At 62.6% G+C, this 23,687-nt stretch carries 24 protein-coding genes, 1 other RNA gene and 2 pseudogenes; 12 read left to right on the forward strand and 15 right to left on the reverse strand.

All coding sequences use genetic code 11. The features are described from left to right. Positions 1 to 42 precede the first annotated feature (42 nt). From modC to NKH99_RS18665, 5 genes are all read right to left on the reverse strand, one after another. Complete coding sequence (gene modC, locus NKH99_RS18645) at positions 43 to 1,155, reverse strand: molybdenum ABC transporter ATP-binding protein (RefSeq protein ID WP_353014941.1); 1,113 nt, start codon at positions 1,153 to 1,155, stop codon at positions 43 to 45. Beyond that, complete coding sequence (gene modB, locus NKH99_RS18650; RefSeq protein WP_352831164.1) at positions 1,152 to 1,856, reverse strand: molybdate ABC transporter permease subunit; 705 nt, start codon at positions 1,854 to 1,856, stop codon at positions 1,152 to 1,154. Before modB ends, modC begins: the two co-directional genes overlap by 4 nt. A gap of 15 nt (positions 1,857 to 1,871) precedes the next feature. Further along, positions 1,872 to 2,663: a molybdate ABC transporter substrate-binding protein gene (gene modA, locus NKH99_RS18655; RefSeq protein WP_353014943.1), complete on the reverse strand. Its 792-nt coding sequence runs from the start codon at positions 2,661 to 2,663 to the stop codon at positions 1,872 to 1,874. 286 nt (positions 2,664 to 2,949) lie between these two features. After that, positions 2,950 to 3,744 (reverse strand): thymidylate synthase, encoded by a 795-nt coding sequence (locus NKH99_RS18660; RefSeq protein ID WP_352471610.1) that lies wholly within the window; start codon positions 3,742 to 3,744, stop codon positions 2,950 to 2,952. A gap of 113 nt (positions 3,745 to 3,857) precedes the next feature. After that, positions 3,858 to 4,169, reverse strand: a complete 312-nt coding sequence (locus NKH99_RS18665; protein WP_023676702.1) for a DUF2853 family protein — start codon at positions 4,167 to 4,169, stop codon at positions 3,858 to 3,860. Between the two features lie 161 nt (positions 4,170 to 4,330). Between NKH99_RS18665 and ssrA the strand changes: the two genes are divergently transcribed. After that, positions 4,331 to 4,686, forward strand: a transfer-messenger RNA (tmRNA) gene (gene ssrA / locus NKH99_RS18670). A gap of 84 nt (positions 4,687 to 4,770) precedes the next feature. On the opposite strand, the gene NKH99_RS18675 is transcribed toward ssrA, so the two are convergent. Further along, complete coding sequence (locus NKH99_RS18675) at positions 4,771 to 6,567, reverse strand: acetolactate synthase 3 large subunit (RefSeq protein WP_353015032.1); 1,797 nt, start codon at positions 6,565 to 6,567, stop codon at positions 4,771 to 4,773. 405 nt (positions 6,568 to 6,972) lie between these two features. Between NKH99_RS18675 and NKH99_RS18680 the strand changes: the two genes are divergently transcribed. Further along, entirely contained in the window at positions 6,973 to 7,713 is a 741-nt protein-coding gene (locus NKH99_RS18680) for an SDR family oxidoreductase (protein ID WP_353014945.1), read from the forward strand. On the opposite strand, the gene NKH99_RS18685 is transcribed toward NKH99_RS18680, so the two are convergent. Beyond that, positions 7,667 to 8,602: a LysR family transcriptional regulator gene (locus NKH99_RS18685; RefSeq protein WP_353014947.1), complete on the reverse strand. Its 936-nt coding sequence runs from the start codon at positions 8,600 to 8,602 to the stop codon at positions 7,667 to 7,669. The two genes, NKH99_RS18680 and NKH99_RS18685, sit on opposite strands and share 47 nt — an antisense overlap. A gap of 101 nt (positions 8,603 to 8,703) precedes the next feature. Next, the gene (locus NKH99_RS18690) at positions 8,704 to 9,909 is read right to left on the reverse strand and encodes a multidrug effflux MFS transporter (protein ID WP_023676705.1); all 1,206 of its coding nucleotides are present in this window, start codon (positions 9,907 to 9,909) and stop codon (positions 8,704 to 8,706) included. Between the two features lie 168 nt (positions 9,910 to 10,077). Between NKH99_RS18690 and NKH99_RS18695 the strand changes: the two genes are divergently transcribed. The 4 genes from NKH99_RS18695 to NKH99_RS18710 all read left to right on the forward strand — a co-directional run bounded on the left by NKH99_RS18695 (position 10,078) and on the right by NKH99_RS18710 (position 11,902). Further along, complete coding sequence (locus NKH99_RS18695; protein WP_352815396.1) at positions 10,078 to 10,767, forward strand: TetR/AcrR family transcriptional regulator; 690 nt, start codon at positions 10,078 to 10,080, stop codon at positions 10,765 to 10,767. Between the two features lie 134 nt (positions 10,768 to 10,901). After that, positions 10,902 to 11,438, forward strand: coding sequence for an SspB family protein (locus tag NKH99_RS18700; protein WP_023676707.1), 537 nt, complete (start codon positions 10,902 to 10,904; stop codon positions 11,436 to 11,438). A gap of 18 nt (positions 11,439 to 11,456) precedes the next feature. Continuing rightward, positions 11,457 to 11,660 (forward strand): DUF4169 family protein, encoded by a 204-nt coding sequence (locus NKH99_RS18705; protein WP_023676708.1) that lies wholly within the window; start codon positions 11,457 to 11,459, stop codon positions 11,658 to 11,660. A 20-nt stretch (positions 11,661 to 11,680) separates the two neighbouring features. Then, on the forward strand, positions 11,681 to 11,902 hold the full coding sequence (locus tag NKH99_RS18710; protein WP_352450079.1) for a ribbon-helix-helix domain-containing protein: 222 nt from the start codon (positions 11,681 to 11,683) through the stop codon (positions 11,900 to 11,902). Here NKH99_RS18710 and NKH99_RS32755 read toward each other — a convergent pair. Next, a complete protein-coding gene (locus tag NKH99_RS32755; RefSeq protein WP_502895654.1) occupies positions 11,866 to 12,189 on the reverse strand; it encodes a hypothetical protein in 324 nt (107 codons plus the stop codon). The two genes, NKH99_RS18710 and NKH99_RS32755, sit on opposite strands and share 37 nt — an antisense overlap. An 86-nt stretch (positions 12,190 to 12,275) precedes the next feature. Between NKH99_RS32755 and NKH99_RS18720 the strand changes: the two are divergent. Continuing rightward, a pseudogene (locus tag NKH99_RS18720) lies at positions 12,276 to 12,563 on the forward strand (MarR family winged helix-turn-helix transcriptional regulator); the annotation flags it as partial. Positions 12,564 to 12,592: 29 nt separating this feature from the next. Here NKH99_RS18720 and NKH99_RS18725 read toward each other — a convergent pair. From NKH99_RS18725 to NKH99_RS18740, 4 genes and pseudogenes are all read right to left on the reverse strand, one after another. Further along, positions 12,593 to 16,714, reverse strand: coding sequence for an AsmA family protein (locus tag NKH99_RS18725; protein ID WP_352471605.1), 4,122 nt, complete (start codon positions 16,712 to 16,714; stop codon positions 12,593 to 12,595). Between the two features lie 113 nt (positions 16,715 to 16,827). Next, positions 16,828 to 17,346 (reverse strand): annotated as a pseudogene (locus tag NKH99_RS18730) (hypothetical protein). 103 nt (positions 17,347 to 17,449) lie between these two features. Further along, positions 17,450 to 18,007 (reverse strand): hypothetical protein, encoded by a 558-nt coding sequence (locus NKH99_RS18735; RefSeq protein WP_352815398.1) that lies wholly within the window; start codon positions 18,005 to 18,007, stop codon positions 17,450 to 17,452. Positions 18,008 to 18,012: 5 nt separating this feature from the next. Next, on the reverse strand, positions 18,013 to 19,431 hold the full coding sequence (locus NKH99_RS18740; protein WP_353014950.1) for an FAD-binding oxidoreductase: 1,419 nt from the start codon (positions 19,429 to 19,431) through the stop codon (positions 18,013 to 18,015). Between the two features lie 119 nt (positions 19,432 to 19,550). Here NKH99_RS18740 and NKH99_RS18745 point away from each other — a divergent pair, with 119 nt between their 5' ends. Together NKH99_RS18745 and NKH99_RS18750 are read left to right on the forward strand one after the other, a co-directional pair. Further along, on the forward strand, positions 19,551 to 20,036 hold the full coding sequence (locus tag NKH99_RS18745) for a thioesterase family protein (protein ID WP_352705135.1): 486 nt from the start codon (positions 19,551 to 19,553) through the stop codon (positions 20,034 to 20,036). A gap of 147 nt (positions 20,037 to 20,183) precedes the next feature. Beyond that, entirely contained in the window at positions 20,184 to 20,381 is a 198-nt protein-coding gene (locus tag NKH99_RS18750) for a hypothetical protein (RefSeq protein WP_023676715.1), read from the forward strand. 72 nt (positions 20,382 to 20,453) lie between these two features. Here the strand turns inward: NKH99_RS18750 and NKH99_RS18755 are convergent, their stop codons facing one another. Next, positions 20,454 to 20,933, reverse strand: coding sequence for an Lrp/AsnC family transcriptional regulator (locus NKH99_RS18755; RefSeq protein ID WP_353015033.1), 480 nt, complete (start codon positions 20,931 to 20,933; stop codon positions 20,454 to 20,456). A gap of 90 nt (positions 20,934 to 21,023) precedes the next feature. On the opposite strand from NKH99_RS18755, the gene NKH99_RS18760 reads away from it, so the two are divergent. Beyond that, a complete protein-coding gene (locus NKH99_RS18760; RefSeq protein ID WP_353014952.1) occupies positions 21,024 to 21,926 on the forward strand; it encodes an EamA family transporter in 903 nt (300 codons plus the stop codon). Here NKH99_RS18760 and NKH99_RS18765 read toward each other — a convergent pair whose 3' ends face one another. Then, complete coding sequence (locus NKH99_RS18765; RefSeq protein WP_352815401.1) at positions 21,927 to 22,826, reverse strand: dienelactone hydrolase family protein; 900 nt, start codon at positions 22,824 to 22,826, stop codon at positions 21,927 to 21,929. A gap of 268 nt (positions 22,827 to 23,094) precedes the next feature. Between NKH99_RS18765 and NKH99_RS18770 the strand changes: the two genes are divergently transcribed. Both NKH99_RS18770 and NKH99_RS18775 read left to right on the forward strand, forming a co-directional pair. Further along, entirely contained in the window at positions 23,095 to 23,244 is a 150-nt protein-coding gene (locus NKH99_RS18770) for a hypothetical protein (RefSeq protein WP_352636640.1), read from the forward strand. 9 nt (positions 23,245 to 23,253) lie between these two features. Next, positions 23,254 to 23,685, forward strand: coding sequence for a hypothetical protein (locus NKH99_RS18775; protein WP_353014955.1), 432 nt, complete (start codon positions 23,254 to 23,256; stop codon positions 23,683 to 23,685). Positions 23,686 to 23,687 lie beyond the last annotated feature (2 nt).

Here is a 23,687-nt window from a genome sequence, read left to right on the forward strand (position 1 = left end):
CGATACCGCTATTCCAAAACGATATAGCGAATCATCGGCCGTTCACTCATCCGCCTCGGCGGGCAGGCCGGCGCCGGTATTCGCCCGGTCGAAGCTCACCGTCTTGACCACGGCGAACACCTGTCGACCAAGCCGAAGCCCCAGTGTCTGCCGCGACTGTTCGGTGATGCGGGCAAGCACGGTTGCGCCATTGCAGTCGATGCCGATCTCGACCGTGGGCCCTTCGCCCGGCTCTATCGCCACGATCGTGCCCGGCAATATGTTGAGCGCGCTGAGGCCAACCGGCTGCTCGGTGGCGATCATCACGTCGCGGGCACGGATGCGGACGCGCACCGGCGCACCGACTGGCGTTGCCAGAAGCGGCACCCGGATCTCGCCCGCCAATGAGCCTAGCACCGTCATGCCAAAGGCTTCGTCGTGGCGCAGAACCGCGGTATCCAGCACGCCACCGCCCTCGCCGCGCTCTTCGGCCGGCAATAGATCCAGACGCTGCATGATCGCACCGGTCGGACCGGAAGCGGCGACCTTTCCTTGCATCAGCACCACGACGTCGCTCGCCAGCCGCGCCACTTCGGCGATCGAGTGGCTGACATAGACGATCGGAATTTTCGTCTCGTCGCGCAGCCGCTCGATGTAAGGCAAGATCTCGGCCTTGCGCGCCTCGTCGAGCGACGCCAGCGGCTCGTCCATCAGCAGCAATTTCGGACTGGCAAGCAGCGCCCTGCCGATTGCCACGCGCTGCTTCTCGCCACCGGAGAGTTTTGCCGGCCGCCGATCGAGCAAATGGCCGATCCCGAGCAGTTCGACCACGCCATTGATATCGGCGTAACGCTCGGCAGCCGGCGTGAACCAGCGGCCATAGCGCAGATTGCTCGCCACGCTCATATGCGGAAACAGCCGCGCATCCTGGAACACCATGCCGATCCGCCGTTTGTGCTTCGGCACGAACAGACCGGCATCGCTATCAACCAGCACGCGGCCCTCGGCCGCGATGCGACCTTTGTCGGGGCGGATCAGCCCGGCAATCAAATTGATCAGCGTCGTCTTTCCGGAGCCGGAAGGCCCGAACAGCGCAGTCAGCCGCCCGGCGCTTTCGAAACGGGCATTGACGATGAAATCGCCAAGCCGGTGGCTGATGTCGACCTGAACCGTCATTCGATGTCCATCCGCCGGCCGACACGCCGCGCCAGCACTTCCGAGGCAACAAGTGCCGCCATCGAGATGACGATCGAGATCAGCGTCAGCCTGAGCGCGCCGGCGTCGCCGCCGGGAACCTGCGTGAAAGTGTAGATCGCCGACGGTAGCGTCTGCGTCTCGTTCGGAATGTTGGAGACAAAGGTGATCGTCGCGCCGAATTCGCCCATCGCCTTGGCGAAGGAGAGGATCGCACCGGCGATCAGCCCGGGCAGGATCAGCGGCAGCGTGATCGTGCCGAATACCCATAGCGGATTGGCGCCGAGCGTGCCGGCGGCCGCCTCGATTTTGCGGTCGACGGCCTCGATCGACAGCCGGATGGCCCGCACCATCAGCGGAAAGCCCATCACGCCGCAGGCGAGCGCGGCGCCAGTCCAGCGGAAGGAAAAAACGATGCCGAAATGTTCGGCCAGGAAAGCGCCGGCCGGACCACGCTTGCCGAAAGTCAACAGCAGCAAATAGCCGGTCACCACCGGCGGCACGATCAGCGGCAGATGCACCAGACCATTGAGCAGCGTCTTGCCCCAGAACTGGCCGCGGGCAAGCACAAGAGCGATCAGGATGCCTGGCGGCAGGCTGGCAATCATCGCCACGGTCGCCACCTTGATCGACAGCTGGACCGCATTCCATTCGTCGGGAGCGAGATCCAGCAGCCAGTTCATGTGCGGTGCCGTACGTCAGTTGCTCGGCGCGAGGATTGTAAAACCTTGCGCCTTGAAGAGTTCGCCAGCCTTGGCGGATTGCAGGCATTTCAGGAATGCAGGGGTATCCCTGCTCTTCGAATCCGCAAGCTGGGCGACTGGATAGATGATCGGCGGATGGGTACCCGCGGGGAAAGTGCCGACCACCTTCACGCCAGGCTCCGCATGCGCATCCGTGGCGTAGACGATGCCGAGTGCTGCCTCGCCGGTCGACACCAGCTTTAGGGCGGCGCGGACATTCTCGGCCTGCGCCACCTTGCCTTCGACCGAAGACCAGGCACCGAGCGATTCGAGGGCTGCCTTGCCGTATTTGCCTGCCGGCACAGCTTTGACATCGCCCATGGCAAGTTTGCCGTCACCGACGAGCTTGGCAAGATCGAAACCCTTTTCGATCCTGGTTTCAACCTTGGAATCCCGCGGCGCAACCAGCACGATCTGGTTACCGAGCAGTTTCACTTGGGTTTCGGGCTTGGTCAGCTTCCTGTCGGCAAGATATTTCATCCAGTCGAGATCGGCCGAGATGAACAGGTCTGCTGGCGCGCCGCTTTCAATCTGCCTGGCCAGCGCCGAGCTCGCCGCGTAGGAAATGGTCGCCGCCTCGCCGACATCGGCCTCGCAGGCCTTGTTGACGGCATCGAGCCCATCCTTCAGGCTCGCCGCGGCAAACACGACCACCTTGTCATCGGCATGGGCCGCCGGCACCGCGGCCATCAGCATGGCGGCGAGACCCGCGATGGCAATCGTCGTCGAACCTTTGCGCGCCAGCATGAAACTCTCCTCGTCTCGGAACGCCCGAAGCCGTCCATCGATATATCCATGTGAACATAACAAGGAAAGGCTCTTTACCGCCGACGGTATTCTGAGCTGAGGTTTTCCCGGCCTGCGATAATCTTCGTTGGATACAGCGGTACCGAAGCTGAAGGAAATATTCACATGAAAATCAGCGACCCGGGATTGCGCGTCAAGTCGACGTCGGCCGATCGAGATTGATGCTGACAAGGCCCGAAGGCGCAGCCGCAGTAGGCAATTTCGATATGGATGGTCAGGTATGGTGCTAGACCGCGATCGGCGCCTTGATCGTCGCGTCGGCGAAATAGTTCTCGAGCTGGAAATCCTCGAAGCGGAAGGCAAAGAGATCCTTCACCTCGGGATTGATCCACAGCGTCGGCAACGCCTTGGGCGTGCGCCGCAATTGTTCGCGCGCCTGCTCGAAATGGTTCGAGTAAAGATGCGCGTCGCCGAGCGTGTGGATGAAATCGCCGGGTTTCAATCCGGTCACCTGCGCCACCATCAGCGTCAGCAACGCATAGGAAGCGATGTTGAACGGCACACCGAGAAAGATATCGCCCGAACGCTGGTAGAGCTGGCAGGAAAGCTTGCCTTCCGAAACATAGAACTGGAACAGGCAGTGGCAGGGCGGCAAGGCCATGGCCTCCACCTCGGCCGGATTCCACGCCGAAACGATCAGCCGCCGCGAATTAGGATTTTTGCGTATCTCCTTCAGAAGATTCGCGATCTGGTCGATAGCGCCGCCATGGCCGTCCGGCCACGACCGCCATTGTTTGCCATAGACCGGGCCGAGATCGCCGTTCTCGTCGGCCCACTCATCCCAGATCGAGACGCCGTGATCGTTGAGATATTTGATGTTGGTGTCGCCGGCCAGGAACCACAAAAGTTCGTGGATGATCGACTTCAGGTGCAGCTTCTTGGTGGTGGTGACCGGAAAGCCGCGGGCCAGGTCGAAGCGCATCTGGTAGCCGAATACCGAGCGCGTTCCGGTGCCCGTGCGGTCGCCGCGATCGGCGCCGTTTTCCAGCACATGCTTCAGAAGGTCGAGATACTGGCGCATCGGCTCCGGTCCGATTCGGGTTGTCAGCCATCATAGCCGAATGACCGTCGGCCGAACACAGCAAAGCGAGACGATTCCAGCAGAAGTCTCACCAGCACCGGCGGCGAGGTTGCTCAGAGCGAGCCGAGCATGCCCAGATCCTTGGCGACGAGGTAATAGAATGTCACCCGGCTCTTGCTGTTGTCGGCCGCCATAGCCTTGCAGGTCTTTTCGATAGCCGCATCCGCCTTGGCACCGTCGGTGACGCCGAGCTTGCCGGCGACCCAGCTGTTCCTGACGCGCTTCAGTTCCTCCGGGTCGGTGCAGGACACCAGCGAGGAATCGCGGTTCCTGAGCGCGATGCCCAGATGCTTGACGATCTTGGCGACCGCGTCGGCATCCGCCGCCGCATCATACTTCTTTACGTCTGCGAGATAATCGGCCATCGAATTTCCCCTCGTCGGCGCCACGGGATCCGGTCGATGAGGATTGTGGCGCGCTGCCGCAAGTATGCGCTAGGTCTCCTCACCGCCACAAAGCTTCGGTTGAGACCGGCTGCAAGTCAACCCTTCATGATCCACTTTGGCACGGACGAAAGTGGCATTCCGGCCTTTCATTTTCCACCGCCAGTCCCTATATTCGCTTCGTCGGCTCGACCGACTATGGCGATAAACAGGCGATGAAATAAGCCGTTCGGACCCGGGGGCGGTACCCGGCGCCTCCACCAAAAACCGCTGCTCAGGAGCGGCTTTTGCTGGGGGCGAAATAGGATCGACGAAGGTGTAAAGATCGTACTTTTGCCCGGCATTGTACCACCGTTATCGGGCTAAACTTATAGTTGCCAACGACAACTATGCGGAAGCACGTCTCGCCGCGTAAGCGGTGCGATAGCTTCAATTCAAGCCCTAGTGGTTCGCACTTCTAGGCGGGGTTCGGAGGTACCTGGCAACAGAAACCTCCATTTCTCCCCCTTCTTGACATGTGCAGCTGCAGGCCTCGCCGGCTGGGCTTTTTGTACGTCGTGATAGGCCCAAAACGCCACGGGGTTTATACCGGTCCCTGGCTGACCGCATCGATCGCACCGGCGAATGTTTTACCTGTAGCCTCCTCGGGCAACAGCATCTCATTGTGCACCCTGCCCGTCCTGATCATCGGAAAACAATTGGCGAGCTTGGCAACACGACAGTCAAGGAGCACCGGCCGGTCCACATCGATCATTTCCTGGATCGCATCATCAAGGTCGGCTGGTTTGTCGCAGCGCAGGCCGACCGCTCCGAACGCCTCGGCCAATTTGACAAAATCGGGCAAGGCCTCGGAATAGGAATGCGCGAGGCGGTTGCCGTGAAGAATTTGCTGCCACTGGCGAACCATGCCCATATATCCGTTGTTCAGGATGAAGACCTTGATCGGCGCGTCGTACTGGACTGCCGTCGACATCTCTTTCATGGTCATCTGAACCGATGCGTCGCCGGCGATATCGATGACGAGGCTGTCCGGATGTGCGATCTGCACGCCCAGCGCCGCCGGCAGGCCGTAGCCCATCGTCCCGAGGCCGCCCGAACTCATCCAGCGGTTCGGCTTTTCCAAGCCGTAGAATTGGGCCGCCCACATCTGATGCTGGCCCACTTCAGTGGTGATGTATGTGTCGCGATCCTTCGTCAGCGCGTAGAGACGCTCCACCGCATATTGCGGCATGATCACATCCTTGTTCATCTCATATGAGAATGAATTGCGTGCGCGCCAGCCGGCGATCCTTCTCCACCAGTCCTGGAGGCGGCCTCCATCCGGTTTCTGAGACAATGCGCGCCATAGACGAACCATGTCATCCAGAACATTGCCGACATCGCCTTGTATGCCGATATCGACGTGGACGTTCTTGTTGATCGAGGACGGATCTATATCGATATGGATCTTGCTGGAGTTCGGCGAAAAAGCGTCCACACGCGAGGTCACGCGGTCATCGAAGCGCGCGCCGATACAGATCATGACGTCGCAATCGTGCATCGCCATGTTCGCCTCATAGGAACCATGCAGGCCGACCATCTTGAGCCAGTTTTTGCCGGAGGCGGGGTAAGCTCCAAGGCCCATAAGCGTCGAGGTGACCGGAAAATCGGTCAGTTGAACCAGCTCCCTGAGCAATCTCGATGCTTCCGGGCCGGAATTGACGATGCCGCCGCCGGCATAGATAACGGGACGGCTGGCATTGGCCATCAGTGCTATCGCCTGGCCGATCTTGCCGATATCACCCTGAAGCTTCGGTTGATAATTTTTCAGCGCAGCAACACCCGATGGCGGCGTATACACGCCGGACGCAAACAGAACGTCCTTTGGCATGTCGACGAGAACAGGCCCCGGTCGCCCCGACCGGGCGATGTGGAACGCCCTATGGATTGCTGACGCCAGGTCATTGACGTCTTTGACCAAAGAGTTGTGCTTGGTGCAGGATCGCGTGATGCCAATCGTGTCACATTCCTGAAAGGCATCGGAGCCGATCAATGTTGTCGGCACTTGTCCGGACAGACAGACTATCGGCACTGAATCCATCAACGCGTCCTGCAGGGGCGTCACGGCATTCGTCGTGCCTGGGCCTGATGTGACCAGCATCACGCCGACCTTGCCCGTGGACCGGGCATAACCCTCCGCGGCATGGCCGGCGCCCTGTTCGTGGCGCACGAGGATATGCTTGATGTCGTCCTGCTGGAATATCTCGTCGTAGATCGGCAATATGGCCGCGCCGGGATAGCCGAAAATATGCTCCACACCATTGTCTTTGAGTGCGCGGAGAACGATCTCCGCTCCTGTCATGCGGTTGCTCGTATGCTGAATGGAATTATCGCTTGTCATGGTTCTGTCCCGTAGCGTGATGAGGATGGGCTGACGGGGCATCGCCGAAATCGGGCGTAAGAAGAATTTCGGGCATAAAAAAAGGCCCCGTCGGGAGCCTGTTTGTCGCGCACGGGTGGCTGTCGCCGGATGGTTACACCATCCTGCCCGTGCGCTTTCCTACCACTGCAAGAACCATTGCGATCTTCATGATGATCGCTGCTACACAGAAAATCGCGCATCGTCAACGTCTCAGGCTGAGGCGTCTCAGGCTGAGGCGAAAGCCCAAGGGCCTCCCATCATCGGAACCTCCGATGGCAGTATTCGTTTCTTCCCGTTTCCCTTCTTCCACGCCTTTGCGGGACAAGGCCTCAGTTTCTCGCCGCGTGTGGTCATGCCCGGCGAGCTGCCTCATGGAGAGACAAGATGAACCAGGAAACCACACCAAAACACGAACGCATCCTGATCGTTGGCGGCAGTTCCGGTATGGGGCTGTCGCTTGCCGAACAGCAGCTTGCCGCCGGCGCCGAGGTTACGATCGTCGGCCGCTCCGAGGACCGGTTGTCGGCCGCACGGCAGCGCTTGCCTCACCCGGAAAGGCTGAGGACGATCGCAGCCGACGTCACAAGCGAGGACGAGGTCCAGCGCCTGTTCCAGGATGTCGGCACGCTCGACCACATCGTCTCGACCGCCGCCGACGTTACCGGCGTCTATGTGTTGCTTCCCGAGATGGATATCTCGGTGGCGCGGAAAGTGATGGATTCCAAAGTCGTCGGACCGCTTCTTCTTGCCAAACATGGCGCGCCTCGTCTGACGCCCGGGGGATCGATCACGCTGACCTCGGGCATCGCCGCCTATCGTCCGGCGGCGAAAGGCTCGGTGGTGGCAGTCGTTAATGGGGCACTTGGCTCACTCACCTACGCGCTTGCCGTCGAACTGGCGCCGATCCGCGTCAACGTCGTTTCGCCCGGCTGGGTCGACACGCCGATTTGGGATGCCGTCGTCGGCAGCGGAAAGACAGCCGCGCTGGACGCCATGGCAAAGCGTCTGCTCGTCGGCCGGATCGGCCAGGCAGCCGACATTGCCCAAGCCATCACGTCCCTCATGCACAACGGCTTCATCACCGGAACCGTGCTTCATGTCGATGGTGGCCAGCGACTGGTCTAGCGATGGCCAAAATTTCGCGGACCATTGCAAGGAACAGCCGCAGCACCGGCGCTTGAATGCGCCGGTGGCGCCATACCATGGTGACCGGCGTCACCGGGCTGCTTCCGACCCAGGGCAGCACGACGACATTGGCGTCAGCCGCGGAAGCCACCAGACGCGGGACCAGCGCGCATCCAAGACCGCCTTCAACAAGGCTCCGTATCGCGCCCATGCTGGCGAACTCGCCGACGAGTTTTGGACGGTCAGGCAATGTTGCGGCAAACGTTTCGTCGAACATCCGCCTATAGACGCAACCGGGCCGGGTGACGAGGAAGGTCTCGTCGGCCAGATCGTCGGGCGTTATGGCAGAATATCCGGCCAACCGGTGATTTGCCGGCATTATGGTGACGAGCTCTTCTAATGCCACTTGCTCGCTTCGCAGCTCCGGCGCCGCCGCCGGGACGGCTCCGAAATGGAAAGATACGTCCAGCGCCCCGCTTGTCACGCCGGCCCGCAACCCACTGCTATCGTCCGCCCTGAGGTTCAGTTCCACATCGGGATGGCGCCGATGGAATTCCGCCAGCACAGCTGGCAAGCGTGTCGAGCAAAGCGTCTCCAGGCCGCCGACAGTCAGGCGACCGGCAACCGTGCCGCTCGCGTCGGCGACAGCGGAACGGGCTTCGTCCGCGAGGTCGAGGAGATCGTTTGCATAGTCCAGCAGGCGTTGTCCCGCCGCCGTCAGCTTCAAGCCACGCCGCGATCTGTCGAACAGCGACGTGCCTAGATCGCTTTCCAGCGCCTGGATCTGTTCGGTCACGCTCGATTGGGCAAGATGAACCCGCTCGGAGGCGCGTGTGATGTTCAAGGTGGTGGCGACCGCCACGAAGGTTTTGAGATATCGAAGCTGCATGTCCTGAACCCGTCATATAGGCATAGGCTGCTTTGAACCGGGACCGCAAACGTGAAAAGGCCGGGAACATCGCCCGGCCTTTTTGTCTCGATAGGCGAAGTTTACTCCGCCGGCGCTTCCGCGACGTCCCGGCTGCGGCCGAGCGTTATTTTGGCCAGTGTGAAGGAGATCGCCGCGCAGAGCGTGATGCCCGCCACCATCGGCAGCGGCGTGCCGTCGAAAAACACGCCGGCGACGCCCATGGCGACCGCGCCGATGGCGAAGTGCAGCGTGCCCATCAGCGCCGACGCGGTACCGGCGATCTCGCCATGCTCTTCCATGGCCAGCACCGACGTCGTCGGGATGACCAGGCCGAGAAAGCCGTAGCCGATGAACAGCAGCGCCGCCATCACGTCGAGCCGGTCGACACCCGATGCCATCACCGCGAACAGCACCACCATCGTCGTCGCATAGCCGGTCACCGCGACACGCACCACGCGCTGCAGCCCGAACCGCTCCGACAGCAACCCGGTCAGCTGCGACATGCCGATAAAGGCAACCGCATTGATCGAGAAGAACACGCTGTAGACCGAAGGCGACAGGCCATAATGGTCGATCAGGATGAAGGACGAGCTCGACAGATAGACGAAGAAGCTCGCAATGCCGAAGCCGGCGATGGCCGTCAGGCCAAGGAAGTTGCGGTCGCCCATCAGGAAGCGGTAGCCGGAAAGTGCCGTCCCGAAGGACGACCCGGCGCGCTCCTCGACCGGCCGTGTCTCCTTGAGCGAGGTCGCCAGCAGGATGGTGGCGAGCACGGCCGCGCCCGTCACCGTCCAGAACACGGCGCGCCAGCCGAAATTCTCGATGATCTGGCTACCGGTCAGCGGTGCCAGGATCGGCGACACCGAAAACACAAGCATCAGCAGCGACATCAGCTTGGCGGCCTCGGTGCCGGTATGCAGATCGCGCACGATCGCGCGCGGCACGGCCATGCCGGCGCTGGCGCCGAGCCCTTGCAGGAAGCGGAAGGCGATCAGCCATTCGATCGAGGGAGCCAGCGCCGAGCCGACGCCGCCGACCATGAACAGCGCCAGGCCGCCGTAGAGTGGCAGCTTACGGCCGACCATGTCGGAGATCGGTCCGACGACGATCTGGCCGAAGCCCATGGAAAGAAAGAAGATCAGCAGGCTCATCTGCACCGCGGCAGTGCCGGCATGCAGATCCTCACCGATTGAAGGCAGGGCCGGAAGATACATGTCGATGGCAAACGGGCCGATCGCGGACAATAGGCCGAGCACGACCGCAATGCGGAGGAATTTGGCGTTCATGGTAGCAGGCTCTTTCGAATTCTGGTTGCCGCCGAGGACCGGCGTGTAACCCTAGGACGTTCCATCCCGTGGAGTTCCGACTCTTCTGCGGAACGAAACCCCCTTCGTGCAAGTCCACAAATTTAGACAGGCTTGTCTAATTCGTCAACCACCTCTATATAGTTTTGCATGAAGGCCAACGTCTCTCCTGACATTTTCCCGCCGCGGGGCCACGAGGCCAAGCGCATATCGATTGTCGATGCCGCCGCCTCGGTCTTCTGCCGCGAAAGCTTTGCCGGTGCCAATATCGACATGATTGCCGCCGAGGCCGGCGTCTCCCGCCAGACCATCTACAATCATCACGGCGACAAGGAAAAACTCTTCGTTGCCATCGTCCGCGACCTCACCGAACGTTGCAATGCCGGCATCTTTGCCACGATTTCCACTTTTCCCGATCAGCCGAAGGATCTCGAGGCCGACCTCATCGCCTTTGCTGTGCGGATGAACCACAACTGCATCTGCAACCGCGACGGCAAATTCCTGCGCAAGCTGATCCAGACCGAGGGCGGGCGCTATCCCGAGTTGTTCGCCGAATGGCGCGAAGAAGGACCGGGCAGGACATGGCCGGCGATCGCCGCCCGCTTCGCCCGCCTCGCTCATGCCGGCTTCCTTGATATCGACGATCCCGATGTCGCAGCGCGCCAGTTCATGGCGCTTGCCAATGCCGAGTTGCAGACGACATTCATGCTCGGCGGTACACCGACCGAGGACGAGGTGGTGCAATCGGCGACAAATGGCGTGCGCACCTTCCTGCGCGCCTTCGGCAAGCGGCAGCCTATGGCCCGGGCGAGCAAACAGGGCGCGCTCGCCAGCGCTTGACGATCAAAGCTGTTTGACGATCAAATCGTCGCCAATGGGCTTCGCTTCCGCACGCCGGCGATCTATATCCGGTTTACGCCGCGCTCAAGCTTGATTACAGCTATCAGGACGATTCAACGGAACCCGACAGCCACATGGCCGACGACCACATCCGCTACGACATTCTGGCCCAGGAGGCGTTGCGCGGCGTCATGCGCAAGGTCCTGGCCGAAGTCGCGCGCACCGGTCTCCCGGGCAACCATCATTTCTTCATCACCTTTCTCACCGGCGCGCCGGGCGTGCGCGTGTCGTCGCGGCTGCGCGAGCGCTATCCCGAACAGATGACCATCGTCATCCAGTTCCAGTATTGGGACCTGAAGGTGAGCGACACCGGCTTTGAGGTCGGGCTGTCGTTTTCCGACGTGCCGGAGAAACTGGAAATCCCGTTCTCGGCAGTACGCGGCTTTTACGACCCGTCCGTCAACTTCGAGCTCGAATTCGACGTCAAGACCGATACCCCGGCGGAACAGGAGACAAAGGCCAAGCCTGCTCCCGAACCGCTGGCCATCGTCGCCGAGAAAAAGCCCGAGACGAAGAAGAAAACCGCCGAGGCGGAAAAGAAGCCTGCCGCGGCCGACGCCGGCGCCAAGGGCGCCGACGTGGTGTCGCTTGACGCCTTCCGCAAGAAGTGACCCGACGGGCGGCGTGACATGGCCGAGATCGTCAATCTCCGTCAGGCACGCAAGCAGAAGGCGCGAGCCGAGAAGGAGCGCCTGGCCGAACAGAACCGGGCGCTGCATGGCCGTTCCAAACCCAGCCGGGATCGCGACCGCCTGATCGCCGACAAGGCCGATAAATTCGTCGCCGGCCATCGCCGCGAAAATTCGGGCGATTCGGACAAATCCGATGCTTGAAGTGTGAGTAGGATCGTCTCGTGAGCCCGGTGGAAAAGCGCTCGGTCACCATTCGCGGCCACCGCACCAGCTATTCGCTCGAAAAGCCTTTTTACGACGACCTGGTCGCCATCGCGGCCGTGCGAAAACTGACGCTCGCCGCCCTTGTCGCCGAAATCGACGAGAGCCGCCCGCGGGATGCCAATCTCTCCTCGGCGCTCCGGCTCTATGTGCTGGATTGGGCCAAGCGCGGCAAGTTGTAGCCTTCAGGCAACGCTATCCTGTTTCCTGCGCCGGATACGGAAGCCCAGCAAAGCCGAACGGTCGCGTTCTTCGGCCTGCCAAGCGGCGTATCCTGCAGTTTCAGGTCGGCGAGCGTGAACTGGCCAAAATAGGCGATGTTCGTGGCAAGCCGGATCAGCTTCAAGAGGGCAATGCCGGCAAACAACCCCGCCGTCGCAACCACCACCGCTATGCCGGCAATGAGCAGCACCCGGGCATCGGTGGTAAAATCGCGCAGATGGCTGGGGTTGGCGTGATCGGACTTCATTTGCAGACCTTGCTTTCTGGCGGCGTGCCGGCTTGCGGATGGGTCGCCGGCCGTGCCACCGAAGATGGCGGGCACGAGCGATGTTGGTGACACCACGCCAGCATCAGGCCCTGCTTGCAATCAAAGGGTTCCCCGGCGGAGGGCCAGTGACCATTGGCGACCTCGCGGAGCGCCTGCGCATCCGCGATCACAGCGCAGTGGAATTGGTCAACCGTCTTTGCGAAGCCGAGCTCGTCGCGAGGGACCACGACGAGGAGGACCACCGCCGCGTGCTGCTGCGGCTGACCGAGCGCGCCGACGACAGTCTCGCCGATCTGTCAGCCGCTCATCTCGACGAACTCGGGCGGATCGAGCCGACGCTGAAGCGCTTGCTTGCTGGACGCGACACATATGGGATGCGCCGTCACCCGCCATTCAACGATTTCAGCAGATCGTCGATCGACGAGGGATCGAGCTTGAGCTTTGGCGGGGGCTGCACTGGCGGTGGCACGTTATTTGCGGCCGGTGGCGCCCGTTCCGCGCGCTCCGCCGCGGCCTTGCGTTCGGCGTCGAGCCTTGCCTTCTCTTCCGAGGCGATCCGCAACGCCTCTTCCGCCCTCTGGCGTTGCTGTTCTTCGGCCTGCGCTGCTTCCTCGGCAGCCTGTTGCGCCGCCTTGGCTTTGGCTTCGGCATCCGCTTCGGCCTTTGCAGCCGCCTCGGCTTTCGCCCTGGCCTCGGCTTCGGCTTTCGCCGCTGCATCCGCCTTTGCCTTGGCTTCAGCCTGCGCCCTGGCCTCCGCTTCGGCTTGGGCCTGCGCCTCAGCTTCGGCCTTTGCCTTGGCGTCCGCTTCAGCTTTCGCTTCGGCCTCAGCCTGCGCCCTCGCCTCCGCATCCGCCTGTGCCTTGGCGTCCGCTTCAGCCTTCGCCTTGGCTTCAGCCTGCGCCCTCGCCTCGGCTTCGGCCTGGGCCTGAGCCTCGGCTTCGGCCTTTGCCTTGGCGTCGGCCTCGGCCTTCAGCCGCGCTGCTTCCTGTTGCCTGCGCAGTTCCTCCGCCGCTCTTTCACGCTCGGTTTGCAGCGCAGCGTAGTATCGCACCTCACGCCGCAGCCTTTGTTTCTCGAGCAGTGCGGCTTGCATGGCTTCGACCCGCTGCTGCTCCTTTTCCAGCGCACGCTGGGTCAGGAACTGTGCCAGCGGCTCGCTGTCGAACTGCCGTTTGGTGGCGCCAAACGGCCCGTCGACGCTGAAATTCAAAATCGGTTCGGAGCCGACCAGCGCCTCATCGCCGGGCCGGTAGGCGATCTCGCCCTTGGCATCGACGGTGCTGGTGTTCAGATCGGCGGTGATGTCAGCGGACAGCGTCGCGCCCGGGCTTTCGAATTTGACCGGCGGCGCCCTTAGCGTGCCGCCGGCGATGGTGAAGGCAATATCGGTGTCCTGCGCCGGAAAACTGCCCGCCGCGGCGATCTGCGGCACAAAGCCGGCAGTCTTCGAGGCGTCGATATCGCGCCCTATCGCATCGGCCTTGGCGATGAATGCGCCAAAGGCATCAGGATTGAAGCCGGCAATAGTCATGCCCTTGAGCGTTGCCGTGCCGGAACCGGACAGCGCCGCAACCATCGCGTCGACCGATTTGCCGCTGGTCGAAAGCGCCGTCGAGAACTCGCCGCTTCCGCTGATGCCGGCCTCCGGCAGTACGGCTGCCAGATCGGCGCCGGCGAATTTCATCTGACCGGAGAAAAGCCCGGTGCCGTCATTGTTCTTGAGCTCGAACAGGCCACTCAACGCGCCGCCGAGGAACTTTGCCTTGAGGTCAGACACGCGGATGCCCTCCTGGTCGAGCTGCAGCGACAACGCAGCGTCATAGGCGGTGGCAAGCGGGCCGGCGGCAAGCGACGCCGCCGTCAGATCGAGATCGGCGGTAAATGGCAGACTGGATTTCTGGCTGAACGGTGCCGTCGGCCAGGTCCTGTCATTGACAAGGAAGGCCTGGTCGCCGAACAGCATCACCGCCATCGGATCGAGGTCCAGCTCGTCCAGCGACAGCGCGCCGGCAAGATGCGGCAGCCCCTCTTTGATGTCGATATTTACGTCACCGGAAACCGCCGCTTCGTTGACGGCGCCGCTGAGGCCGCTCAGCACCAGGAGACCATTGCCGTAATCGGCATCGGCTGCAAGCGACGTCGACATGCCGGTGCCCATGCCGGGCAGGCCGACCCCGGTCGTCATCAGCCATGGCTCGATGTCGGCCGTTTCAAGGCTGACCTTGCCCTTGGCGGCCGCGCCTTGAGGCGTGTCGGCAATTGTCCCGTCGAAACCAGCTTTGAAGTCATTGCCGGCCAGGCTGAATCGTGTCGCCAGGCCGCCGCCAAGCGTGCCTTTGGCCGAGACCTCGGTGGTCGCCTCGCCGAGCATGCCGAGTGGCAGCGCCGGCAAACCGTAAAGCGCCAGCAGCGCCGTGGCGTCGGCATTCCTTGCGTTGAAGGTCAGCGTCACCGGCGCTTCGAGAGGCCGGTCGAGCGCCCCTTTGCCGGATAACGACGCCGAAAAGGCCGAGCCACCGGCCTTGCCCTGTGCGCTCATTGCCAGTCCAGTCGTACCATCGCCATTGTCTGCGGCACTCGTGACCGCATCGATACGCGCATCCTGGAACAGCTCGGGATAGGCAGCAGCACGCTCCGCCAGGCCCTTCAGCACTGCATTGCCGGGATAATGCTGGACGGCGACGTCGATCAGCGGCTTGAGGTCGACGGCGACTACCGAGGCGTCGAGCTTGCCGGTCGGGCTCGCCGGGAAATCCTTGATTCGACCGGTGGCGCTGATCGAGGCGCCGGCAAGTCCGCCGACCGACAGTCGGTCGATCTCAAGCAGCCCCTCGCGCAATCTAAGCGCGGTGTCGACGCTATCGGCGGTCAACCCGCCGGCGCTGACCGGCCCGGCCTTGATCTGGAAATCGAGGTCGCGGTCGGAAAAGCGGTTGGCGCCCTTGTCGCTGACGAAGATCGAGGCGAAGGCAGCGAGCCCATCGACATCGAGTTCGCCACCTTCCAGTTGCATAAGCACCGATGGCCTTGTGTCGTCGGGCTGGCTGGAATCGATGCGGCCGGAGAACTTCGCCTTGCCGAGGATGAGTTCGAGATCGCTGAATGCCTGGTGCTTCTCGCTCAAATCCACCTTGGCCTTGAAGCCGGCGGCCGGCAAGCGGCGGATCGCCTCGTCGACGTCCTTCGACAGCCATGCGGCGAAGCCGGAGGGCTGCGCCACCGCCAGAAGCAGCGATCCGGTGAAACCGAAATGGTCCTCGACGCTGACCATGCCGTTGGCTTCCAGCTTGGCGCGGCCGGGCAGCGTGGCGGCCAGCGATTTTACCGACCAGCCGCCCTCGGCTGGCTCGGCGGACAGGTGCACGTCGCGAACGGTGGTATCGCCTGCCACCACCGCCGGCAGTTTCACCTCGACCGTGCCCGGTATGGTCGGCTTCGGCAGATCGAGCAGCGCCTGCTCCAGCGCCGCCACCCGCTCGGACAGCGTCAATCCTTCACCGGCCGCCGCCCCCACGGCCTCGTCGAACTGCACCTGCGCGCCATTGGCCTCGATCGAGAAATGCGGCTTCAGCCCAAGGTCGACCGCAGCCTTGCCGTCGGCGGTGTAGGGATTGTCGCGTGGCCCGGTCTCGAAGCGGAATTCGTCGACGCCGAGCTTCTGGTGGTCGAGCGAAAACTTGCCGTTCAGCCTGAAGCCCGGGTCCGGTTTGCCGGCGCTGACTTTCAGCGCCTCGCCGCCGGTGCCCAGCTGCCGCGCCGCAGTCTGGTCTGCGCCCGATATCTTGAACTGGCCCGAATAGACGGCGGCGCCCTCGACGAGGCCCACATTGCCGTCGGTCTCGATGACCAGCGGATAGGCGTCCGGATCGGCCTTGAGCCTGAGCCGCATTTGCCCGTCCGGTTCGGCCTTGCCGGTGGAAGCGGCGATCGTGGTCCGCAACCCGTCCAGCAACAGCGAGCCGTCCAGCCGCCAGGGGCCGGCCAGCGACTTGGCCGAGATCGTCGAGTTGATCTCGGAAATAAGATGGCTGCGCCCGCCGGCGGCGTGGCTGAGCGCGATCTGTCCTTCCGTCACCGTCAGCTTCTCGATGGAGATCTGGCCGGGATCGAAGGGCGAGGACGGCCGTATCGTCCAGTCGACCGTGCCGTCGGCGGCGATGTCAATCGTCGCCTTCGGCCGCACTAGGCGCATGTCGAAGATCAGCACCTCGCCGCGCAGGAATGGCGCGAGTTCTGCATCCATCGAAAAAGTTTCGACGGTCATCGCCGGCTGGCCGTTAGGGCCACCGGCAACGGCGACGTTGGAAAAGGTCACCGAGGGGAACGGCAACAGCCTTGCCGTCGCATCGCCTCGCACGGTCACCTTGCGGCCCAGGACGGCACTGGCCTCGCGCTCGAAATCGGCACGGTAACCTGTCCAGTCGACAAAGTACGGCACCACCAGCGCCGCACACAGCACCAGCACGAGAAGCCCACCGAAGATCACGAACAGGCGTGCGAGCATAAACTCCTGGATAGTTGATTGAAAGTCAGTGGCACTCTACCCGCATCAGCGTGTCGATAAAGAGGCAATTCCCGCCAGACTGGGTCCAGAGCAAAAGAAGGTAGCCAAGAAACTCAGCGCGCGTCGCGCTTTGCTTGCGCCACCTTTGCCGCCTGCCGCTGCCGGCCGCGTTCCATCGGTCGGATCAGATTCTCTGGCCGCCGGCTCACGACCGCGCGCATGCCTTTGTGCGCGGTACGCGTGTTGAACTCGGGACCGTCCGCGGCAGCGCCTTGCTCATGGACAGCGCCTTGCGTGCATTCTCGACCAGCGAAACACGCGCCAACAGTTGGCGGCGGCGTTCGGTCTCGCCATTGAGCCGTCGCATGGCCATCGCCAGCACTGCAAGCTTCAACTGCGAGCCGCCATCAGCTTTGAGGCGGCAGTCCCCTTCGGCGAGCCTTTGCCGCGTATTTCGCGTCGGCGCCGATGCGCCTCGGTCTGCGCCTCGTCGCGCCGTTCTCTCAGCAGCTTGACCAGGCCGGCAAGCTCGGCGTCGGCATGACCCTGCACCGCCGGATGGTGCGATTCTGGACCAGACCGTGCTCGTCGGCGCTCAGTGCCCGAGCCTCTTCCTTGCACGAAATCGCCATGACACCGCTCCTCCGTTGGTGAAGACCGCTTCTTCCCGGTTCTCTTGGGCCGAAGTCTGCGACCAAACGGCGATGCGATCAAGACACATGGAAGTCTCGGCGATCAACCGCGTCTCAAAAGCCGTGTGAAAAATCCAGTTGGTTTGACACGATGCGCTGGAACAGAATGGCCAACGCTCTCCATCAGTGCGCTCAACACCGCTCCCTCGCGAACACTAGTCGAGAAACTCTTAGCGATGAATTCCAGCGTCGAATCTTGAAACGTCAGGATGAAATGGCGACAGCCTGAAAACAGCTCAGGGGGATGGGATGGGTGAACCCGATTTGCCCTTTGCAGAGAAGCGATCCAGGACGAGTTGAAAACTTCGAACGCGGAATATGGCTTCAACCCGAGCCCATAAAGCCGATGCCCGTTGATGGCTTCGTCATTCGGCGGGCCGAATTGCAGTGCCAGATAAGGATCCGCCGTCAGGATTGCGATGGGCTGGTTATCCGTTGCCGGCGAAACCGAACGCGGATTCGTGCCATCGAATGACGGCTCCGGCCTGTTGGCGAGGTAGGCGATGAGCAGCTTGCCTTCATCCGCAAAGACGTGAGGCAACGGTGCACCGGCGGACGACGGTGGCACCTCGATTGGCAGAAGTGTCTCAAGGGCGGCCATACCCCTTACTTCCCCACGCCCGGCAATATCTTCCCCGGGTTCATGATGTTCAGCGGGTCGAGCGCCTGCTTGATCGTGCGCATGATGTCGACGCCATGGCCGAGTTCATGCCGCAGGAAGCCGATCTTGCCTTGCCCTATGCCATGCTCGCCGGTGCAGGTGCCGTCCATGGCGATGGCGCGCAAATTGAGCCGCGCCACGAATTTTTCCGCCAATGCGATCTCCTTCGGGTCGTCCACGTCCATCAGCACCAGCACATGGAAATTGCCGTCGCCGGCATGGCCGACGATCGGCGCGATCAGGCCCATCTCGGCGATATCCGCTTCGGTCTCGGTGACGCATTCGGCAAAGCGCGAGATCGGCACGCAGACATCGGTCGACAGGCCCTTGGCGCCCGGCCGCAGCGTCAGCGACGACCAGTAGGCATCGTGCCGGGCCTTCCACAATTTCGTTCGCTCTTCGGCGACGCTGGTCCACAGGAACGGACCGCCGCTATTTTCCTCGGCGATCATGCCGAAGGTCTCGGCCTGTTCGGCGACGCTGGCATCGCTGCCGTGGAACTCGACGAACAGGCAGGGGCTCTCCGGATAGTCGAGCTTCGAATAGGTCTTCATCGCCCGCATCTGCAGCGCGTTGACCAATTCTATGCGCGCCACCGGAATGCCCATCTGGATGGTCGCGATCACCGCGTTGCACGCCGCCTCGAGGCTGGGAAACGGGCAGACGCCGCCTGAAATCGCCTCCGGAATGCCCTGCAGCTTCAAGGTCAGCTGGGTGATGATGCCAAGCGTGCCCTCCGAACCGATCAGCAGCCGCGTCAGATCATAGCCGGCCGAGCTCTTCTTGGCGCGCTTGCCGGTCGTCACTGCCTCGCCATCGGCCATCACCGCCGTCAGCGACAGGACGTTCTCGCGCATCGTGCCGTAGCGCACCGCGTTGGTGCCCGACGCTCGTGTCGCCGCCATGCCGCCGAGCGAGGCGTTGGCGCCCGGGTCGATCGGAAAGAACAGGCCGGTGTCGCGCAGATGCCGGTTGAGATCCTCGCGCGTCACGCCGGGCTCGACGGTGCAGTCGAGGTCCTGCGGATTGACCGCAATGATACAGTTCATGCGTGACGTATCGAGCGAGATGCCGCCGCCCGGCGCATTGGTGTGGCCTTCCAGCGAGGAACCGACGCCAAAGGCGATCACCGGCACGCGATGTGCCGCGCATGCGCGCACGATCTCCTGCACCTCCTCCGTCGTCTCGGCAAAGGCGACGCCGTCCGGCGCCTGCGTCGGGATATAGGTCGTGGTGTGCGCGTGCTGGGCCCGGATCGCCTGGCCGGTCTGGAATCGCTCGCCGAGCCGCTGCTTGAGGATGCCGAGTACGGCGGCAATGCCTTCTTCGTTGCGCTCGACCGGATTGAGGTCGCTTAGAGCCATCGATTCCTCCGCGAATGGACCAGCGTCCACCCTTGTTCTGCATCTACGGATGCGTAGTCTCACCAACCACGCTCTGTCCAGTCCACGCTCATCCCGGCATGACGAGAAGGAAGTTTCCGATGCCCATCTCCGCCCCTTTCGTCTCTCGTGCCATGGACATCGAGGAGGCCTGGATCGACTACAATGGCCATCTCAACATGGCCTATTACAACGTGCTATTCGATCGTTGCTCCGACGAGGCCTTCGAGATGATGGGGATGGGGCCGGATTATGTGAAAGAACGACGGCTGACCATCTACACGGCGGAAGTCCATGTCTGCTACGTCCAGGAGTTGCATCTCGACCACAAGGTCACGGTCTCGTTCCAACTCCTCGACCATGACGAGAAGCGCCTGAGGGCCTATCAGGAAATCCGCCATCTCGACGGCTGGCTTGCCGCCACATCCGAAACGCTGTCGCTGCACGTCGACATGGCTGGCCCGAAGGTCGCGCCCTTCCCCGCCGACGTCCTGGCCAGGGTGGAAGCGATGCGCGCCGCCCATGCCGCCCTGCCGATGCCGGAGCGCGCCGGCCGCTCGATCGGTATTCGTCGTAAGTCGGCTTGAACCACGGTCCAACCGCCGTTAACCTTACCGAGGTTTTAACGTGAACAAGCCGAATTGAGACGTTGAACGACTCAGCGCGGCGTTGGAAAACCGTCCGCATCGAATTGCGATACGGGCGGCGGAGCAGCAGCGGTTCGGGGAACGTGCATGAAAACCGATATCAAGGTCGAGGCGGACAGGCTGGCGGCTGATCCACGCATCACCGACTATGATTTCTGGCGCTCGCTGAAGAACCTCAACAACGAGATCTTCCACATCGCCAACAACAACGAGCCGATCCCCTTCGCCATGATCCGCTGGCGCGCCATCCTGAAGCAGGCGCGGATGAAACGCGGCCACGCCTGAACGGTGGGGGAAAAAACAGACCGGCCGTCCGGTTTGCATTTCTGATGATGTGCTGACGAACGATCCCAAGCGTCAAGGCAGCCGCTTCACCGCCGCCAGCGGCGAACGCGGCGCCACCGGCGACGACTGGATGATCGTCGTGTTGGTCATCGCAAACGGGATGATGCGGTCGATCACCCGTTCGAGCTCGGCCACCGAGGCGACATGCGCCAAAGCGATGAAACAGTCCTCGCCGGTGACCCGGTCGCATTGGGCGATTTCCGGTAGGTCGCGGATGATTTCGGCCACAACAGCCAGTTGCCCCGGCACCGGCCTGATCCGCAGCCATGCCGACAGCTTCATGCCGAGCGCGGCCGGATTGATACGCACCGTATAGGCCTCGATCACACCGCTTTCCTGCAGCCGCTTGATGCGCTCGGCAACGCTCGGCGCCGACAGGCCGACCGACCGCGCCAATTCGGCGGTGCTGGTGCGCGCGTCCTTTTCCAGCAGGCGCAGAATTTTCAGGTCCGCCGGATCCAGATCGCTATTTTCATTTCGAAAGCGTTTCAGCGGAATACTCCTTGCTTTCGGAAAGGAAATGGCCGAAATGCCCGGCAATTATCCATATCAATGGCAAAAATCGCCTGCGATACTGATCCCATGCAAGATCGGACGCAAGCCCCCGCAGCAAGTCCGGCACTCGCCGGCCCCGCCTTTACCCTGGCAAACGCGGTCCCGCCGCATCTCTGGTTCGGCGTCAGCGCCGTGTTCCACTATCTCGGACCGGCCTTCGCGGTGCTGCTGTTCCCGCATGTCGGCGTGCTCGGCATGGCGTGGCTGCGCATTGCCACCGCGGCGCTCGTCTTTGCCCCGCTGACCCGACCGTGGACGGTCTTCGCCCGCGCCGATCGCTCGACGCAGTTGCTGCTTGTGGCCTTCGGCGCCTGCCTTGGCGTGATGAACTGTTCTTTCTACCTGGCGCTCGATCGGCTGCCGATCTCGCTGGTGGCAGCGATCGAATTCGTCGGCACGATCGGCGTCGCGCTTGTTGGTCTCAGAAGCCCGCGCAATCTCGCCGCCCTCGCAATCGCTGTCGCCGGCACCCTGTTGCTGATCGACGTCAAATGGTCGAGCGATCCCGTCGGCCTGTTCTGGGCCTTCCTCAACGGCACGCTGTTCGTTGGCTACATCGTTCTCGGCCACCGCGTCGCGCGCGGCGGCGCCGGCGATGGCATCGCCGGGCTGGGTGCCGCCATGGCGGTCGCCCTTCTCGTCGTTCTGCCGATCGGTTTCGCCGATGCTCTGCCGGCTTTCTCGGCGCCGCCGCTGCTGCTTGCGGCGGTCGGCGTCGGCATCTGCTCGTCGGTCATTCCCTATATTTGCGACCAGCTTGCCATGTCGCGGCTGCCGCGCTCCAGCTTCGCGCTGATGCTGTCATTGCTGCCGGTTACCGCAACGTTGATCGGCGTCATCGTGCTGCGGCAGGTGCCGAGCCTCACCGACTGCCTTGGCATCGCCCTGGTGGTGGCCGGCGTGGCGTTCCATAAGCCGGCGCCGGACTGATCAGGCCAGCTTCTCCTTGAGGAAAGCGATCGTCCGGCCCCATGCGAGGTCAGCCGCCTTCTTGTCGTAGCGGGCCGCCGACGTTTCGTTGTTGAAGGCATGGTTGGCGCCTTCATAGACATAGACCGAGTATGCGACATGGGCCGCGTCGAGTGCCTTCTTGAAGGCATCGATGCCGGCATTGGTGCGGGTGTCGAGCCCGGCATAGTGCAGCATGAGCGCGGCCTTGATCTTCGGCACGTCCTCGGCCTGTGGCTGCATGCCGTAATAGGCGACGGCGGCGGCGAGGTCCGGCGCGTTGACGGCCAGCATGTTCACCGTGCCGCCGCCCCAGCAGAAGCCGACAGCGCCGACCTTGCCGTTGCCGTCCTTGTAGCCTTTGAGGTAGGCGACGGTTGCCACGGCATTGGCGGCGACCTGTGCTGGATCGAGCTGGGAAAACAGGTCACGTGCCCTGTTTTCATCGTCCGGCGTGCCGCCGAGCGGTGTCATGAAGTCCGGCGCAAGCGCCACGAACCCTTCCAGCGCCACGCGCCGCGCCACATCGCGAATATGCGGGTTGAGACCCCTGTTCTCGTGCACCACGATGACCGTGCCAAGCTTGCCGGTCTGCTCCGCCGGCCTGACCAGATAGCCCTTCATCTCGCCGGCGCTGCCGGGATAGCTGATGTCCTCGCCTTTCACACGCGGATCGTCTTCCGCCACGATTGCCGCCTGGGCCGAGTTCGCCGCCAGCAGCGGCGCGATCGCGGCAGCTGCCGCACCCGATCCGGCAAGCCTGGTCAATTGCTCCATGAAGCGCCGCCGGTCGAGCGTCAGATGCGTGTATTCGTCATAGGCGTCGATCATCGCCTGGGTAATGACAGGCTCGGCGGCAGTGGGTTCGGCAGGTGTTGTCATGGCGCGCTCCTCGTCGGCGCCCCCCGCGGCAACATAGAGCCGAAGCTTGCCTGGTCCAGTCACGGCTGAGTGAGGCTGCCGTAAGTCCCTGCACGACGCCGTGATGCCGCGCGCCGCACTGTCGTTAAATTTTGGTCCTTTGTGGCAATGCTAAATGCACGCACCACAATGTAAAAAGAAGGGCTATGCCTCACTCGGGCCATTTGGCGAACGACAATGGCCATTTGGCGGGAAAAGAATGCCTGATTGACGACGAAGGAATACGCCCATGACCTTTCCCTCCCCGCTTCTGGCAAGTGGGTTCGCCCTCGCCGCTATGGCTTTGCTGGCGCTGCGGTTCACTGTCTTCACCGCATTCAAACGATCGTTGATCAAAATCCGCGCCAACCGGCACCCGCCCGCAAACACCAAAGCCTGAGGAAAGGTCATGAACGTTCAGGACATCATCAACACCGTCTCCCAGAAATCCGGTCTCAACCAGGCTTTGACGGAAAAGATCGCCGGCACGATTTTCTCGGTGCTCGAACACGAGGCGGAAGGCACGACTCTGTCCAGCTTCTTCGCCAAGATCCCGGGAGCCGACGCCCTGGCCAAGCAATATGATGTCATGGCTCCCGGCGCAGCTTCCGGTGGTGGCCTCCTGTCCTCGCTGGAGGGCGCGCTCGGCGGCGCTCTCGGCGAAAAGACCGGCGCGCTGATCAACGGCGTCGCCATACTCAAGGCATCAGGCCTCACGCTCGCACAGATCAGCCAGGCCGGCACGATGCTGGTCCAGCAGGCCGAGACAGCCGCCGGCCCGCAACTGACCAGTGAGGTACTTGCATCGGTACCCGACCTGAAGGGGCATCTCGGACTCTGAAC

The organism is Mesorhizobium sp. M0854, from assembly GCF_040319815.1.
GTDB lineage: Bacteria > Pseudomonadota > Alphaproteobacteria > Rhizobiales > Rhizobiaceae > Mesorhizobium.